Origin of the sequence: Bacillus sp. Brlt_9 (assembly GCF_051948935.1) — a bacterium.
GTDB lineage: Bacteria > Bacillota > Bacilli > Bacillales > Bacillaceae_G > Bacillus_A.
This window is the reverse complement of sequence record NZ_JAYJLO010000005.1, coordinates 97,094-112,789: the sequence shown is the minus strand read 5'-3', so window position 1 is coordinate 112,789 and position 15,696 is coordinate 97,094. Positions and strand designations below refer to the sequence as shown.

The window sequence follows — 15,696 nt, the reverse complement described above, 5'->3', positions numbered from 1 at the left end:
CTCCTATTAAACCTGCTTTATTTCTTTTACATTTGCACTTTTATCAACAGTTAGAATACCCGTATATTCAATCAGTTCAATCTCACAGTTCGGTCCTACTGTAACATTATTTCCTCTTACCGTTCTTATGTGAGCATAATCAATATCGATATTATCACCTTCTAACAGTTCAGCTTCTAATTGTAAACCAAATACTGATTTAAACAGTCTACTAAAAGTACCCATCCTATGTTTTACTTTAATCGTTTGACCACCAATTTCTTTCGCTCGACATGTACCGTGAATATTTATATTTATTTCATCCGCGCTTAATAATCCACCAATTGTAAACTGTCCATCAGAAGAAAAAGTATCCACTTCACAGTTGCCATCAATCGTCGCTTGACCATTGATTTTAAATTCTTCACCAGTGACATTCCCACCTATCGTACCTTTTCCTGCAATTTTCAAACTGCTTGCCTTCACATCTTTCGTAATAGTTGCTTTCCCATCAATTCGCATCGTTTCAGCATGAACTGTGCCATCGACTTTACCAGATCCGCTAATTCGTGCACTGCTACTTTTCAAATCACCAGTAACTGCACCGTAACCGTTACATTCAAATTTTTCACATTCAACATTTCCATTCACAGTCCCTTTTCCATTTAATTGCACTTTATGAAACTCGCCGCCATTTGATGAACCGTAACCATTTATAATCAAATTATCTGTACGCATACTTTCTCCTCCACTACAACAGTTTCGTTTTTAATGCTTCGGTATATTTCATAATCGCTTCGCGTAAAACAATTTTGGTGCCTTTTTCAAAAATTAAATCGTCTACGTTTGAAACTAAGAAACAAGTAGAAATCCCTAACTTTCGGACGATAATTAAATCACAAGTTTTATGCTTAATCGCTTCATAATTTTCACATAAAACTTGCAAGACCATTTTTCCTTCTTCTAAACTAATCTCTCCTGATTGTAGTAATTCTTCAAGCATATACACATAAAGAATATCTACAAATTGAAACTCTGTTGTTTTATTCGTTCGTTCTATGAAGAATTGTAAAACTGGCTCTGATGCAATCCCTTTATGTAAGACGTCTTCCTTAGTTAAAAGAATTTCGCTCACACTCGGTGAAAACATATTCGCTAGTTCATCAAGTGATAAATCCTCTTTCATCGTTTGGATTTTATCAATACGCTCTAATATCTTTTCTTTCGGAAAAAATGTCTCCTGACCTGTGAATGTTGATTTTCGTACAAACCAATCTTCCGGTATTAAATTTTTTCTTTTCCACCTATATAACTGTCCGTATGAAATACCAGTTAGTTCTAATAAATCTTTTTTTGAAATTAAATCTGTACTCAACTGTATAACACTCCTTCCTGATAACAATGTAACATAACACTGTTACGTTGTAAATGGACTTTTATTATAAGTAGCGTAACAATGTGTAAAACAACCCTATTTCACACAAAAAAATAGGGTTCTCACGCATCCTATGAAATGCGTAAAAACCCTTATATATCAACATGTAAACCATATTTCATAAAAATCAATCCACCCTTGTGAATTAATCATTATATTTTGTACTTTTTCGTGAGAAGTTACTTGTTGATTGTTGCGGTATAAAGGAATAATATGAATATGACGTAACAAAGTGCCCTCAATATCGCGTAACAATGTAACTCTATTCTCTAATAGTTCTTGTTTAAAATACGGGGACAATGTTTTATGAAAGTCCATGCTGCTTTGCCCATGAATAAAACTGTTTTTTGTAAGAAACATATATAGTAGACTATCTTCCATTCGCTCGCTAATAGTTGCACTATCATGCATCATATCCGCCTTTTGTATCGTACTCATTTCCAATAACTCTTCTATTTCGAGAAAATTAGTTTCTACATGAATCCCGTACTTCGCACACTCTTTCTGTATCCATTGTGCATCTTCAACGTGATCTCGTCCTGTAAATGTATAGAGTTGTAGCACTTCATTATGATACGTACTTCTCTTAATTAAACTTTCTATATCTTCCTCAATTTCTACTATGCTTTCATTCGCTAATATTAGTTTCTTTGCCACTTCTCCACGTTCTCCGCCGAGTTCTTGAACAATTTTATCGCCATGAATAATTTTATGTAGAGCCTTTCGAAATAGCTCATCTTGCATTGGTCCTTCTTTTACAAGATTGAAAGTTACATATGTCACGTTCGATTCAAGCCGAGAAATTTCTTTATTATATTTTTCTTTATCTTTATACTGTGCCTTTATTAACACGTCATATGTATTTACACTTTTCTCTACATTCATTAGTTCAATTCGGTCAAGAAAAGGTCTTTCACGATAATATAAATCGTGTACTTCTAATATAAATAAATGTGCATCCTTCTCTCGTAATATAAATGGGCCTGTACCAATGAAGTTTCCTGCATCATCTTCAATTACGATAGAACACTGTTCTGCGCTAAGCATATGTAAAAACATCCTATTTTCAGTATGTAATCGAATTTTAACAACATATTCATCCACTGCACGGACACTTTCAACATGTTGTAACATCCATGCGTGTGGGTTGTTTTCAGCTTTTATAAATCGATTCAATGAATATATAACATCATGTGCAGTAAGTCGTTTTCCATTATGAAGATATACACCTTTTCTTAAATAAAATGTCCAAACCTTGTCAGCATCATTATATTCCCAGTGAAAAGCAAGCCTTGGTTCTATAGAGTTTGTTTCCTCATTTACATATACGAGTGTATCAAAAATATGTTTAACCATATGACATTCTGATCGCATCGTAGCGTAAACCGGATCTAAAGCGATGTTCAGGTTCATTTGTACTTGCAAACGAAGTACGTCTTTTCTTCCTTCAGCTGTCCGTTCTATTCGATGACCAAATATGGAATCTACCCAAGCTCCATACTCTTTCTTTACTAAAGGAAATTGTGAGCTGTAGCGTTCCACAAATGAGATTCCACTTTTCACATCCCCCTTTTTCGTCAATTCTTTTCCTCTTTCTAAAATTAGTGGAATTGGTTGCTTTTGAAATATTAATTTAGAACGATTCCCTCTCCCGCGACCTGGAAACCAAGTAATCCAATGTAATTCTTCTAATTTTTTTATAATTAATTTACTATTACGCTCCGTACAAAATAATGTTTCTGCTATCATTTGTACTGTTACTTCTGCTTGTTCTCCTTCTTTTCTCCCTTTACCATAGGCGCACCATAGTTCTATATATTGATCTAAAATAAACATCATAATCCCCCTAAAAGGTGAAAAATATCCCCTTTTGTTTCTACCCTTTTTCCATTTCTCCTTTCATCTTATCATTTCAATATAGAAAGGAGGAATTAATGTTGAACAATCTCTTACTACGTTATAACAAACCGATTATTATAAGACTGTGCGGTGAATTATTAACCCGAACAACTGAGTCTATGTTAGCTCTCATAATGATTATTTACGTTAATGAAATGTTAAACGGTAATATGATAATAACAATGCTCATTTTTGGACTACAACCTCTCTCAGACATTGTATTTACACTTATTGCTGGGGGAGTCACTGATAAATATGGGCGAAAGAAAATTATGTTACTTGGCTTATTGCTGCAAGGCGTTGCAATCGGCAGCTTTATCTTTGCTCAATCTGTTTTTATTTTTGCATTGTTATACGTCATAAATGGGGTGGGCCGTTCCTTATATATTCCCGCTCAACGTGCACAAATTGCTGATTTAACAAAACAAAAACAACAAGCAGAAATTTTTGCTCTTTTGCATACGATGGCTGCAATTGGTTCCGTAATTGGTCCAATAATTGGCGCTATCTTTTATCGTACTCACCCTGAATATTTATTTATAATGCAAAGCATTACACTTATGGTATATGCAGTAGTTGTATGGACACAGCTTCCAGAAACTGCTCCAGCACTTACAATGCCAAAGCAAAAACTTGAAGTATCATCTCCAAAACAATTTGTACACAAACATTACACCGTTTTGGGACTTATGATTACTACACTTCCTATTAGCTTTTTCTATGCACAAACTGAAACAAATTATCGTATTTTCGCTAAAGATATATTTCTAGATTTTGTATTCATACTCGCTTTTATTTCAACATGCAAAGCTATTATGGAAATCATTCTGCAAATTTTCCTCGTGAAATGGTCTGAACGATTTTCCATGACGAAAATTATACTTATTTCTTACATCTGCTTTACGATAGCTGCAATTGGCTATGGGTTTTCAGCAACAATCTCGTCACTATTTTTCACATTACTCTTTTTAGTCATTGGAGAAAGTATTGCTTTAAACCATTTACTTCGATTCGTTTCGGAAATCGCTCCTACAGATAAGCGTGGATTGTATTTTTCAATTTACGGGTTACATTGGGATATATCTCGAACGTGTGGTCCTGTAGTTGGTGCAGTTTTATTAAGTCAACTAGATGGTAGTATGCTATTTTATATTTGTGCTTGTTTCTTACTAGCTGGAGGCATTATGCAAGCTCTTTTTGTTCAAAATTTAGAACGTAATAAACTAAAAAAAGACATTTCTGAGCATACTCCTCATTTTTTATAAGCTGCTTTCTTAATCCTTTTAACAGTAAAAAAGAAGGATGTCACAAAAGTCTCCACACTTTCGTGACATCCTTTCTGTATTATCCTGCCATTTTATTTATACTATCCTCTGGTGAAAATACCGAAATATGATTTACCTTACCAGTCGATTTTGGAATAATGAATTTCAGCTCAAACTGATTGTTTACTTTATATATATATAATTTATCTTCCCCATTTACTTTAACTGAAGCTGCTTTTCCTAATGCTTTCTCTATATCTTGTAATGTAATTGATTTTAGTTCAGCATGATAGGAGCGTACATCAAAAACTTGTGATCCTTTATTAAAACCGAAGGATACATTTTTATTTGTAAAGGTAGCGTACATACCGTTACCTGCTTGTTCTGTTTTATCTGCTTTCCCCCAAGCTTTTTCTATTTCTTCAATATCTCCTGTATGCGCTGCAAACGGAACGCTTGGTACTTTTCCTTCTTTCGCTAGTTCAAACAAATCTTTAACATGCTTAATTGATTTTTGATTTATTTCTGTATCCTTCGTACTTGAATCTGTCTTTGGTTTTGTTGATCCTTCATTATTTGATTCTGCTTCAGGCTCTTCCTTTTCTTCAGAAGAATTATTCTGTTCGTTATTACTATTTTCCGATGTTTGGTTTGTTTCCTTTTTTTCGTCTTTTCCTTTACATGCTACTAATGAAAATAGGCATGTAAAAGAGAGTAATAATATAACTATCTTTACATACACTTTCATACATTTCAGCCCCCTATCATAATCTTATTCATCTTGATAACCAATCCCTTACACTACTTTTCAAATCGTGTTTGTTCCAAAAAGTAAATGCTTCACTCTCTCCTAATGCTTGCACAACATATTCTACATAAGCTGTTCCTAAAAAATAACCAAGTCGGTTGTATCCAAAATATTGTCCGCCAGATAACCGGAACCACTCTTTCTCTTTTTCTAACGTCCATCCTTCTATATAATCTTCCAAAAAACGTTTCTTTATATGTTCTTCATTTTCTATATAGCATTGTAACCAACGTTCACCATCATCGTTATATAAGTAATACACTGATTCATTTAAACCTTTCATAAATTGTTTTGATACATATGTTGCAACACCTTCACGATACATATTAACTGCCGCGTCGGTCCACTCGGCTTCACTCCAATCCATTCCATCATTTTGTAACATAACATTATGATATATATGTCCTATTTCGTGAGCGACAATTACACGAAGGTGATTCAAATCTGGAGATAATTTTTCTACCGCAAAAAATACGTCTCCAATGATTTCCCTTTCCACAAATGCATTTGAACCAAACCCTCCAACAAATAAATGAAATTTCACATTTACATCAAAGTTATATTTATAATGGTATTCATTCGTTATCTCTTGAATAATGGTCGGTAATGTTTCTGCAATGATACGAATATCTTCTATTTTTGCAGGATATTGTTTAATAGCATTCGAAAGACGTTCGCTCGTATGTGGACAATGATACTTAAAGTATTCTTCAAATATCTCTGGATGCGAAGTAAAGTATTGGTTGAGGACTGCTAATTCTACATCGTTACTTTCCCATAATTTTAAAAAACTTGGAATTATATTATTTATCATTTTTCCCATCTCCTTATATATCCCTTCTCCCCATTTACATTGCAATCCTTCCTTAAACGTAAGAAAAAGCAACAAAGAAGAATGAGCCTTCTTTGTTGCTTTTTCAGTTTAATCAAACCATTTATCACCATCAGAAATCCATTTACCATTATGCAAATCATAACATTCATCATAATAATGAAAAAAAGCTGTCCAAAAAGGACAGCTTTACATATGTAGTTTTACACTTCGATTGACTTACCATCTTCAACAATATGATAAAGCAAGTGAGCTAAATGATGAATCGGGCCATACTCTTCCTCTTCTTCGTCTGTTTCACCTTGGAACTCAAGATCATTTAAGTATAATGCTAAAAATTGATAGTAAAGTTTTAAATCAAATCCGTAGCACGCAGTTGGCTCTTCATGATCTCCTTCGTATTGTAACATTAAGTATTGATCGTTTCCTTCTGCATCTTCTGCATCAAAGAATACGAAGAATCCAACGTTTGTATCTAAATCAAATAGATGACGAGTGCCTTTTTCTGTTGCTTTATCGAAGTCCTCTTCACTTAATTTATGTACTGTTGTCGCTTTAGCATTATCTTCTTGATGGAAATTTACTGTAAATGTTTTCAATGCTGACACCTCCTGATTGTATAATACTAGCATAACATATAAAAAGGACTGCTTACAAATGTAAACAGTCCATACATTCATTTCCGCATTGCTCGTAATAAAAAGCTTACGATGAAAATTAAAATAATCGCACCGATTAAAGCTGGAATAATTGCAAATCCGCCGATTACAGGGCCAAAACTCCCAAGTAATTTCGTACCAATCCAAGAACCGATAATACCAGCAATAATATTACCAATTACGCCACCAGGTACGTCTTTTCCAGTAATTAAGCTTGCGAACCATCCTAATATACCACCGACGATTAAAGACCAAATCATATAATAACCTCCTTTACATTTCACAGATCAAAATATAATTAAAAACAATTGCTTACCATTAGTTATGTTACATTTTTCATTAGTTATTCATACAGAGTAACTATTAGATTATTTCAAAATAATGAACGAACAATTTTTTCGACTTATGGTTAATGCCTTTCATATTTCACATATTAAGGACAGTCAGACTTTAATATTGACCGCATAAACTCTTCTTTAAAAGCGGGATAGTTAAAACCAACTGCAATTTTTTGAATAGGCCTATTATCAAAAGTTGTCGGCTCAGCAATTTTTCTAAAGTCTGCCACACTTTGTCCTCTTGTTACATCGTTTGTCGTACTAATCCAAACTGCAGATTTTTTATATTCAAAAATATCATCATTAATAAAAGAAATGAACGGAAGTAAATCGTGAATCGGACTTCCAGCAATACCCGGGTATTCTTTTTTATAAAAATTTTCATAATAAAAATCAATCATTGGTTTAATTAGCTTCGCCTGCCCTGTTCCTTCTTTATTAATAATTTCCACCATTTCAGGAGTAATGAGTGCTTCTTGCGTTACATTTAACGGATAAATAGTCGCATTCTTCGCGTACTTCATCACAATATTCGCGGCGATTGGATCCCCATAAAAATTTGCTTCTGATACAGGAGTAACGTTACCAGGAAATAAAAACGCACCGCCCATAATATAATACGAACATACCTTATCCATGACATTTGGATATAATAAAAATAACGTTGCCAATGTTGTTAATCGTCCTGTCGCTACAATAATGATATCTTCTGGACAAGGCTCAATTAATTTAATTAATTCACAAAAATTTTCCCGTTTACAAATCCTCATATCAGGTGGAATAATTGGTCCTAAACCGTGATCCCCATGAATTTCAGGAAAAAACAAAGGTTCTTCAGCAGTCATCGGCCTTGCTGCACCCTCAATGATTTTTACTTCTGTAGCATAGTATCTTTCTAAAAAATAAACATTTTCCGTTACGATTTCTCGCGATACATTTCCATATTCAGCAACAATACCTATAATATCTAATTTACATGTTTTATTTGCATAAATTAAAGCTACCGCATCGTCAATACCAAAGTCTCCAAAAAAGATGATTTTCTTATTAACTATCCTCACCCCTCTTCAACATAATCTACTATTATTATTATGTAAAAAAGACAAGGCTGTGAAACGGTGCAAAATAAAAAAGCCGCCTATTTATTGGCGACTTCAATCTTTTTATAAGATAAATATGCTAATACATTTTTACTTGAATCATATTTCGGATTATTTCCTTTTCTCGGTTCTCTCATATGAGTTTTTTCAAATCCAGGAATGTCCGGCATTTTCTCCATAAATTCAAGCATTTCTTCTTCAGTTCCTTCAATACGTATGCGAATCATTATTACTTTTCCTCAATTCTCATTTTCTCTGTACTAAGTATAACGTACTTTGAAAAGACTGCAAGAATTTTATCTTTTTAATGTCGCGCTTTTTTTACATACAAACAGTGCCATTTCAGTATAAAATGAATCTATTTTATTATTTTCAAATTGAATATGAAAGAATTCTTGCATTTCAACTGGTGTTTTCATCATACATTCTGTTAACTTCATACGTTTCTGCAACGGTACATTCATCATATCGCACCACCAGTCAAATTCAAATTTCTTGTCAAAAGTTAGACATGACTGCATTTGCAAACCGTTCTTTTCTAACAAGGCAATCCATTCTGTTTTTTTCAACGCACGTTCATGACTCGGGTCCCGCTTTTTTTCTATAAAATTATAAAATGTATCGTATTCATTATTTTCCGGTGAAACATTATCTATTAAAATAAACAATCCATTATCTTCTAACGTACGATTTACTTCATAAATAAACTGAGCTGGATTCGTAAAATGATGTGCTGCAATTCGGCATGTTATCGTATCAAAAGAACGATCAGCAAACGGTAAACTTTCTGCGTTTCCAGCAATAAAAGATACATTTTCATGTCCATTGCTTATAATGAAATTTTTCGCATTCTCTAACATTTTTTCTGTTAAGTCTAAAGCAACTACTTCTTGAAACAATGGGGCTAATACATTCGCAACATGCCCACCGCCTGTAGCAATATCAAGAAGACGATTATTATGACGAGACTCTACCTGTTGAACTACATATTGTAAATCAAGTCCTTTAGCATGAATTTTACTTTTCACATATTTTTCCGCATTATTACCAAACTGCTGTTTCACAAGCTCCTCTTTACTCAATTTATCATCTTCTTTCTATTGTTATTTTCACGATTCAGATAACTAATTAATTCTATTTCATATTTTCAATTCCTCTTTTAGATAGATTATATGTTGCTTTGAAAAAATAAAAAAACCGTAAGAATATATCTCACAGTTTTTTTAGCTTTCTATATAGTTTCTTTTTCCTTTTCTTCATTTCCTGAAGATAGGCTACCAATAGCATCCGCCGTTACTTCAACTACAAATTCACAAATACCTGCGACCACTTCTCCAATCACTTCATCCATCTTTTTACCCCCCTTACTTTATGTAACTTATTTGTAGTATAGTAGCAATTGATTAATTGAAACTATCGGAAAAGGTGACACAAACCTTACAATTTTGTAAGCTCTTTCATTTTTTCACTTATCTCATTTGAAACTACAAGTATTTTTAACAGATAGATCGGCCATCATAATATGAGGTAAGTCATCATCCCGTAGAGGAGGCATTTAAAATATATTACGTAAAATTAATTAAAGGTCAATCCTTTTATGCTTTTAATCGTCGTTTTTTAGTATCTCAAGAAGAAGAAGTCTCGGAAAAAACGTATAATTACTTACGCCGAAATGAATTCTTCGAAGTACGTAAAGAAGAATTTTCTGCCTAATTTACACTTAAAAGTCAAACACCGCTCACATGAGAGGCGTTTGACCTTTTTTATTTCCTATATCGATGTTAATCGATTCTTTTATAAATTGATACATTTCTAATTCTAACTCTGTCACCTTTTTTCTATATATACCCGATTCATTCACACTTATCCATAACCAACCTTTAAACAAGTCTTTTTTTAATTGACCTGTTATATAAACCCCTGTTTTCATAACTTGTTCTTCATGTAATAAAACATACTCTCTTTCATTCTCTAATAAACATAAAGTTTCCCCAACTATTTCATCTTTACGAAGGAGAAACTTGTAAACTTCCTCTTTAAACTTTACGCTAATCAAATATGTGCTACATGGGTTTACTTCATATAGATGCGTTTCTATACTATTCACCTCCTATCAATAAATAAATTTTAACATCCGGATATTTAAATATAAATAGTTTTATATAAGAATTTACAACTGGATTACACATTCATATTTTTACACTCTTTTGATATACAAACTTACTAACATTTACACAAATCAAAAAGATTGAAATCCACTCATGAAACACGTAATATAGACTCTGACTCTAAAAAAGTTCGTTACTAATAATACATAAAATAAGGAGGTTTTATATACGAGTTTTTCATTTTAAAAGACGGAGAGGTTTTATATTATGTGGCGCAATAAAAATGTTTGGATTGTTTTAATTGGGGAGTTTATTGCTGGTCTAGGGTTATGGCTTGGTATTCTTGGTAACCTTGAATTTATGCAAAAATATGTCCCTTCTGATTTCATGAAATCCGTCATATTATTTATCGGATTATTAGCAGGGGTTCTAGTCGGTCCTATGGCTGGACGCGTCATTGATCAGTATGAAAAGAAAAAAATTCTTCTTTACGCTGGGTTCGGTCGAGTTATTAGTGTGATTTTTATGTTTTTCGCTATCCAATTTGAAAGCATCGCCTTTATGATTGCATTTATGGTTGCTCTTCAAATTTCAGCAGCATTTTATTTCCCTGCATTACAATCTGTAATTCCACTTATCGTACGTGAGCATGAGTTATTACAGATGAACGGTGTACATATGAATGTAGGTACAATCGCTCGTATTGCAGGTACTTCACTAGGTGGAATTCTTTTAGTTGTAATGAGTTTACAGTATATGTATGCCTTCTCAATGGCAGCGTACGCTTTATTATTCCTCTCAACTTTCTTCCTACAATTCGAGGATAAGAAATCAATAACACCAAGTAAACAAGCTGCAAAAGATAATAGCTTTATGGAAGTATTTCGTATATTAAAAGGAATTCCTATTGCTTTTACAGCACTTATATTAAGTATTATCCCTCTATTATTTATAGCTGGATTTAATTTAATGGTAATCAACATTAGTGAAATGCAACATGATCCAACGATTAAAGGATTTATATATACCATTGAAGGTGTCGCATTTATGTTAGGGGCCTTCGTTATTAAACGTTTATCTGACCATTTCAAACCTGAAAAATTATTATATTTCTTCGCAGCTTGTACCGCTTTCGCACACCTTTCATTGTTCTTTAGCGATATAAAATGGATGTCTCTTACATCATTTGGTTTGTTTGGTTTTAGTGTCGGTTGCTTCTTCCCTATTATGTCGACAATTTTCCAAACGAAAGTGGAAAAAAGCTATCATGGTCGTCTCTTCTCATTCCGTAATATGTTTGAGAGAGTTATGTTCCAAATTGTCTTACTCGGCACAGGCTTCTTCTTAGATACGATTGGATTGCAATATATGGTTCTCATTTTCGGTGTGATTTCATTATTAATTATTTTCATTTCATTATCTAAACAGAAACAATATGAAAAACACCCTTCACAATCTGCGAATTTATAACATAAATAAAGACGCATGGATCATATTTGATTAATCCATGCGTCTTTGTTATATAAAGCCTTATTTATTACGCTTATTATAATTATTTGAAGGAGTACTCTCTTTCGCTTTCGAATACAGTATACTAACATGATATATACAGGAGGTGCGAAATTGTCTGATGGTATGCAGTTATTTAGTATCTTTATTTTTGTATTAGCTCTGTTTAGCATCATAAACTTTTTAGCAATTTCCTTATCTGGACATAACCTTAAAAGAAGAATTATTGCAGGTTTCATTTTTTTACTACTAACTCCTATTGTTTTTTTTGCTACCGTAGCATTCGCTTCTATATTCGATAAAGCTGGATTCGGCGCCGGCACGTTAGCCTTTATTGTTGCAATTGTATATATATTAAATGGAATAGTAATCCTACTTTCCTCTTTATTTTTCCTCAAAAGAGACATAACATAGACTATAGTACTCGGCATGAATCTGACTTTCCATTAGATTCATGCTTTTTCAATTCCCTCTAAATTTTTATATGAAATTAAATAATTCTTTATAAAAATTTAAACTTTATTTATTACAATATTCCTATCGTATTTGCACGTTTATTGAAAATGAAAAGAAAGGAGTACAAAATGAAAAAGGTTTTATTAATTCTTCCAATATTCATCGTTCTACTGAGTGGATGCAGCAATAATGATATATACGGTTCTTGGGAAGTCATTGACAACAAAAATGGTCTTTGTCCTACATCTTATAAATTTGAAACAGTTGTAAAAGAAGAAAAGAAAGAAAAAATTGTTCAAAACTTAGTAGAAATGCAAACAACGAAGCAAAAAGAAGATTTATACAAAGGTTCCTTTGTCAAAAATTCTAATGTATATCACATTGATTATGGTAACTCGTTTACATCGGATCAAACTTTACAAGTTGTCGATGGCAAATTAAATGTATACTTTTATGCAGTTGAAAAATTATGTACATATAAAAAGAAATAATTACACTTCATTTAAAACGCAGAAAATATTTTCTGCGTTATTTTTATCCTTCCTCTAAATTTGTCAATCGTTTTAATTTTCATAAAAAAATGATAAAATGTAACCATGTGTTTTCAGAATAATTAAAAACGCAGATAGAAAACACTGTTTTTAGGAGGGGTTTTGATGACTTACACGTTAGCAACTAGAATGAAAGCATTCCAATCTTCTATATTTAGTGAATTAGGGGCCTATAAAAAAGAAAAAATTGCAGCAGGTCACAAAATGATTGATTTAAGTATCGGGAATCCAGATATGCCACCTGCTGACTTCGTAAGAGAAGAAATGGTACATACAGCAAGTGAAAAAGAAAGCTACGGATACACATTAAGTGGTATTCAAGAATTTCACGAAGCTGTAACTGAATATTACAACAACACTCATAATGTTATATTAAATGCCGATAAAGAAGTTTTATTATTAATGGGGTCACAGGACGGACTCGTTCATTTACCTATGGTTTATGCGAATCCGGGAGATATTATATTAGTTCCTGATCCAGGATATACAGCTTATGAAACAGGAATTCAAATGGCTGGAGCAACATCTTACTACATGCCTTTAAAGAAAGATAATGATTTCTTACCTAACTTAGAGCTAATTCCTGAAGAAATTGCGGATCAAGCGAAGATGATGATTTTAAACTTCCCAGGGAATCCCGTCCCAGCAATGGCTCATGAAGATTTCTTTAAAGAGGTAATCGCATTCGCGAAAAAGCATAATATTATTGTTGTCCATGATTTTGCTTATGCTGAATTTTATTTTGATGGTAATAAACCAATTAGCTTCCTCTCTGTACCTGGCGCTAAAGAAGTTGGCGTAGAAATCAACTCTTTGTCAAAAAGTTATAGTTTAGCAGGTAGCCGTATTGGATATATGATTGGAAACGAAGAAATTGTTCGTGCACTTACTCAGTTTAAATCAAATACAGATTACGGAGTGTTCTTACCCATTCAAAAAGCAGCATCCGCTGCACTAAGAAATGGCTCTTCGTTTTGCGAGAAAAATCGCGGTATTTATCAAGAACGTAGAGATACTCTAGTCGATGGATTCCGCACATTTGGCTGGAATGTCGATAAGCCAGCTGGTAGTATGTTCGTCTGGGCCGAAATTCCGAAAGGCTGGACTTCTATAAATTTCGCTTATGCATTAATGGATCGTGCGAATGTCGTTGTTACACCAGGTCATGCATTTGGACCTCATGGAGAAGGCTTTGTACGTATTGCACTTGTTCAAGATAAAGAAGTGTTACAACAAGTTGTTGAGAACATTAGAAATAGCGGTATTTTTTCTCTTGAAAAAGTAAATGAATTAGTTAAAAATTAATGATAACTCCCCTGCTTAACTGTAGCAGGGGTATTATTTATTGGAGGTACTTATATGCATATTAAAGACACTCTTCCCCATCGTTATCCATTTTTAATGATTGATAAAGTAACAAATGTAAATCATGGTGAATCAGTTACGGGATATAAACTCATTTCAAATAACGAGTGGTTTATAAATGCTAATCAAAAACATATGCCTCATATGTTAATTGTAGAAGCACTTGCTCAGCTTAGTGCATTTGTACATACAAGTGATTCTAATGGACTAGGCTTCCTTTCCTCGTTAGATGGGGTTACGTTCCATGAAAAAGCATATCCCGGTGATAAACTTAATTTGCATTATGAGTTAACTCGCAATCGCCGAGGTTTTATTCTCGGTAAAGGTACTGCAACTGTTAACAATCAGCCGATTGTAACGATAGAAAAACTATTAATATATAAAGCAGAATAGAGACGATGTAATTCACCGGGATATCTATCTCCTACAAATTCGTTTCACCAACATGACAGCGTAAATAAATTACTTGGTTAGGAGCAGGGAAATGGAAAGTACGATCGGTATCGATGCTGGAGGAACATTAACGAAAATTGCTTATTTGAACGAACAAAAGCAAATAGCTTTTGAAAAATTTTATTCCAATGAACAAGATAAAATAATAGATTGGCTTAAGAAAAATGCTGTTATAAAACAAATATGTATTTCAGGTGGTAAAGCAAAACAATTACAGCAACTACTTTCAGACTCATATAACATAGTAGAACTAAACGAATTTGAAGCTACTCTTGTAGGTGTCCGATACATATTAAAAGAAGAAAAATATGATATAAACAACTTTATTTTAACAAATATCGGTACAGGTACTTCCATTCATTACGTTTATAATGACCAATATATTCGCGCTGGCGGAACCGGTGTTGGCGGTGGTACTATTATGGGGCTTTCAAAATTATTAACAAATATAGATCATTTTGAAGATGTGATTCCTTTAACAAAATTAGGTTCTAAAAAAGCACTAGATATCACGGTTGGAGATATTTATGGTGGTATTCTCTCTCCTATTGATAATAGCTTAACTGCAAGTAATTTTGGTAAAGCCGCTATTTCAGAATCAAATTATAATAACTCAGATATACTTGCTACTGTACAAGGACTCGTCGGTGAAGTCGTTACTGCATTAAGCCTTCAATTCGCCGAAACCAAAAACATTGACCATATTATTTATATTGGTTCGACTCTATGTAATAACATACACCTTCAAAATATTATTAGTAGCTACACAAAATATCAAAATAAAACTCCACTCTTTTTACAAGATGGTGGTAATAGCGGTGCGATTGGTGCTTTACTCCATGTTACGAATAAAAAAAGCTGACACTTGTCAGCTTTTTGAAATACGAATTTTATACGCTAAAACAGTCTCTAAATGTGAAATCTTATCTTTGCTACTGT

General features: G+C 33.2%; 19 protein-coding genes. 8 read left to right on the top strand and 11 right to left on the bottom strand.

Features of this window, described 5'->3' with window-relative positions; translation table 11 throughout:
- Window positions 1-6 precede the first annotated feature (6 nt).
- From VF726_RS20505 to VF726_RS20495, 3 genes are all read right to left on the bottom strand, one after another.
- A complete protein-coding gene (locus VF726_RS20505) occupies window positions 7-717 on the bottom strand; it encodes a bactofilin family protein (protein ID WP_440171629.1) in 711 nt (236 codons plus the stop codon).
- A gap of 13 nt (window positions 718-730) precedes the next feature.
- On the bottom strand, window positions 731-1,354 hold the full coding sequence (locus tag VF726_RS20500; RefSeq protein ID WP_440171625.1) for a YhbD family protein: 624 nt from the start codon (window positions 1,352-1,354) through the stop codon (window positions 731-733).
- Window positions 1,355-1,513: 159 nt separating this feature from the next.
- Window positions 1,514-3,250 carry an ABC transporter substrate-binding protein gene (locus VF726_RS20495; protein ID WP_440171623.1) on the bottom strand — a complete coding sequence of 579 codons (1,737 nt, stop codon included), beginning with the start codon at window positions 3,248-3,250 and terminating at the stop codon, window positions 1,514-1,516.
- A 101-nt stretch (window positions 3,251-3,351) separates the two neighbouring features.
- Here VF726_RS20495 and VF726_RS20490 point away from each other — a divergent pair, with 101 nt between their 5' ends.
- Window positions 3,352-4,578: an MDR family MFS transporter gene (locus VF726_RS20490; RefSeq protein ID WP_440171621.1), complete on the top strand. Its 1,227-nt coding sequence runs from the start codon at window positions 3,352-3,354 to the stop codon at window positions 4,576-4,578.
- A 79-nt stretch (window positions 4,579-4,657) separates the two neighbouring features.
- Here the strand turns inward: VF726_RS20490 and VF726_RS20485 are convergent, their stop codons facing one another.
- The 7 genes from VF726_RS20485 to VF726_RS20455 all read right to left on the bottom strand — a co-directional run bounded on the left by VF726_RS20485 (window position 4,658) and on the right by VF726_RS20455 (window position 9,397).
- Entirely contained in the window at window positions 4,658-5,326 is a 669-nt protein-coding gene (locus VF726_RS20485; RefSeq protein ID WP_440171619.1) for a YjgB family protein, read from the bottom strand.
- A 28-nt stretch (window positions 5,327-5,354) separates the two neighbouring features.
- Window positions 5,355-6,200 (bottom strand): aminopeptidase, encoded by an 846-nt coding sequence (locus VF726_RS20480; RefSeq protein ID WP_440171617.1) that lies wholly within the window; start codon window positions 6,198-6,200, stop codon window positions 5,355-5,357.
- Between the two features lie 221 nt (window positions 6,201-6,421).
- Window positions 6,422-6,817, bottom strand: a complete 396-nt coding sequence (locus VF726_RS20475; RefSeq protein ID WP_440171615.1) for a cytosolic protein — start codon at window positions 6,815-6,817, stop codon at window positions 6,422-6,424.
- Window positions 6,818-6,894: 77 nt separating this feature from the next.
- On the bottom strand, window positions 6,895-7,137 hold the full coding sequence (locus VF726_RS20470; protein ID WP_088096705.1) for a GlsB/YeaQ/YmgE family stress response membrane protein: 243 nt from the start codon (window positions 7,135-7,137) through the stop codon (window positions 6,895-6,897).
- 173 nt (window positions 7,138-7,310) lie between these two features.
- Entirely contained in the window at window positions 7,311-8,276 is a 966-nt protein-coding gene (locus VF726_RS20465) for a nucleoside hydrolase (protein ID WP_440171613.1), read from the bottom strand.
- Between the two features lie 77 nt (window positions 8,277-8,353).
- Entirely contained in the window at window positions 8,354-8,542 is a 189-nt protein-coding gene (locus tag VF726_RS20460) for a DUF3970 family protein (protein WP_440171611.1), read from the bottom strand.
- Window positions 8,543-8,611: 69 nt separating this feature from the next.
- Window positions 8,612-9,397 (bottom strand): class I SAM-dependent methyltransferase, encoded by a 786-nt coding sequence (locus VF726_RS20455; RefSeq protein ID WP_440171609.1) that lies wholly within the window; start codon window positions 9,395-9,397, stop codon window positions 8,612-8,614.
- A 478-nt stretch (window positions 9,398-9,875) separates the two neighbouring features.
- Here VF726_RS20455 and VF726_RS20450 point away from each other — a divergent pair, with 478 nt between their 5' ends.
- A complete protein-coding gene (locus VF726_RS20450) occupies window positions 9,876-10,028 on the top strand; it encodes a YqbF domain-containing protein (RefSeq protein WP_071712142.1) in 153 nt (50 codons plus the stop codon).
- 25 nt (window positions 10,029-10,053) lie between these two features.
- On the opposite strand, the gene VF726_RS20445 is transcribed toward VF726_RS20450, so the two are convergent.
- Complete coding sequence (locus VF726_RS20445) at window positions 10,054-10,371, bottom strand: hypothetical protein (protein ID WP_440171607.1); 318 nt, start codon at window positions 10,369-10,371, stop codon at window positions 10,054-10,056.
- A gap of 319 nt (window positions 10,372-10,690) precedes the next feature.
- On the opposite strand from VF726_RS20445, the gene VF726_RS20440 reads away from it, so the two are divergent.
- The 6 genes from VF726_RS20440 to coaW all read left to right on the top strand — a co-directional run bounded on the left by VF726_RS20440 (window position 10,691) and on the right by coaW (window position 15,619).
- On the top strand, window positions 10,691-11,893 hold the full coding sequence (locus VF726_RS20440; protein WP_440171605.1) for an MFS transporter: 1,203 nt from the start codon (window positions 10,691-10,693) through the stop codon (window positions 11,891-11,893).
- A 153-nt stretch (window positions 11,894-12,046) separates the two neighbouring features.
- Window positions 12,047-12,346 carry a hypothetical protein gene (locus VF726_RS20435; protein ID WP_440171603.1) on the top strand — a complete coding sequence of 100 codons (300 nt, stop codon included), beginning with the start codon at window positions 12,047-12,049 and terminating at the stop codon, window positions 12,344-12,346.
- A 170-nt stretch (window positions 12,347-12,516) separates the two neighbouring features.
- Window positions 12,517-12,879, top strand: a complete 363-nt coding sequence (locus tag VF726_RS20430) for a hypothetical protein (RefSeq protein ID WP_440171601.1) — start codon at window positions 12,517-12,519, stop codon at window positions 12,877-12,879.
- Window positions 12,880-13,044: 165 nt separating this feature from the next.
- The gene (locus tag VF726_RS20425) at window positions 13,045-14,244 is read left to right on the top strand and encodes an LL-diaminopimelate aminotransferase (RefSeq protein ID WP_440171599.1); all 1,200 of its coding nucleotides are present in this window, start codon (window positions 13,045-13,047) and stop codon (window positions 14,242-14,244) included.
- A gap of 54 nt (window positions 14,245-14,298) precedes the next feature.
- Window positions 14,299-14,697 (top strand): 3-hydroxyacyl-ACP dehydratase FabZ family protein, encoded by a 399-nt coding sequence (locus VF726_RS20420; protein ID WP_440171597.1) that lies wholly within the window; start codon window positions 14,299-14,301, stop codon window positions 14,695-14,697.
- Window positions 14,698-14,788: 91 nt separating this feature from the next.
- Window positions 14,789-15,619: a type II pantothenate kinase gene (coaW, locus tag VF726_RS20415; protein WP_440171595.1), complete on the top strand. Its 831-nt coding sequence runs from the start codon at window positions 14,789-14,791 to the stop codon at window positions 15,617-15,619.
- The last annotated feature ends 77 nt before the right edge of the window (window positions 15,620-15,696 follow it).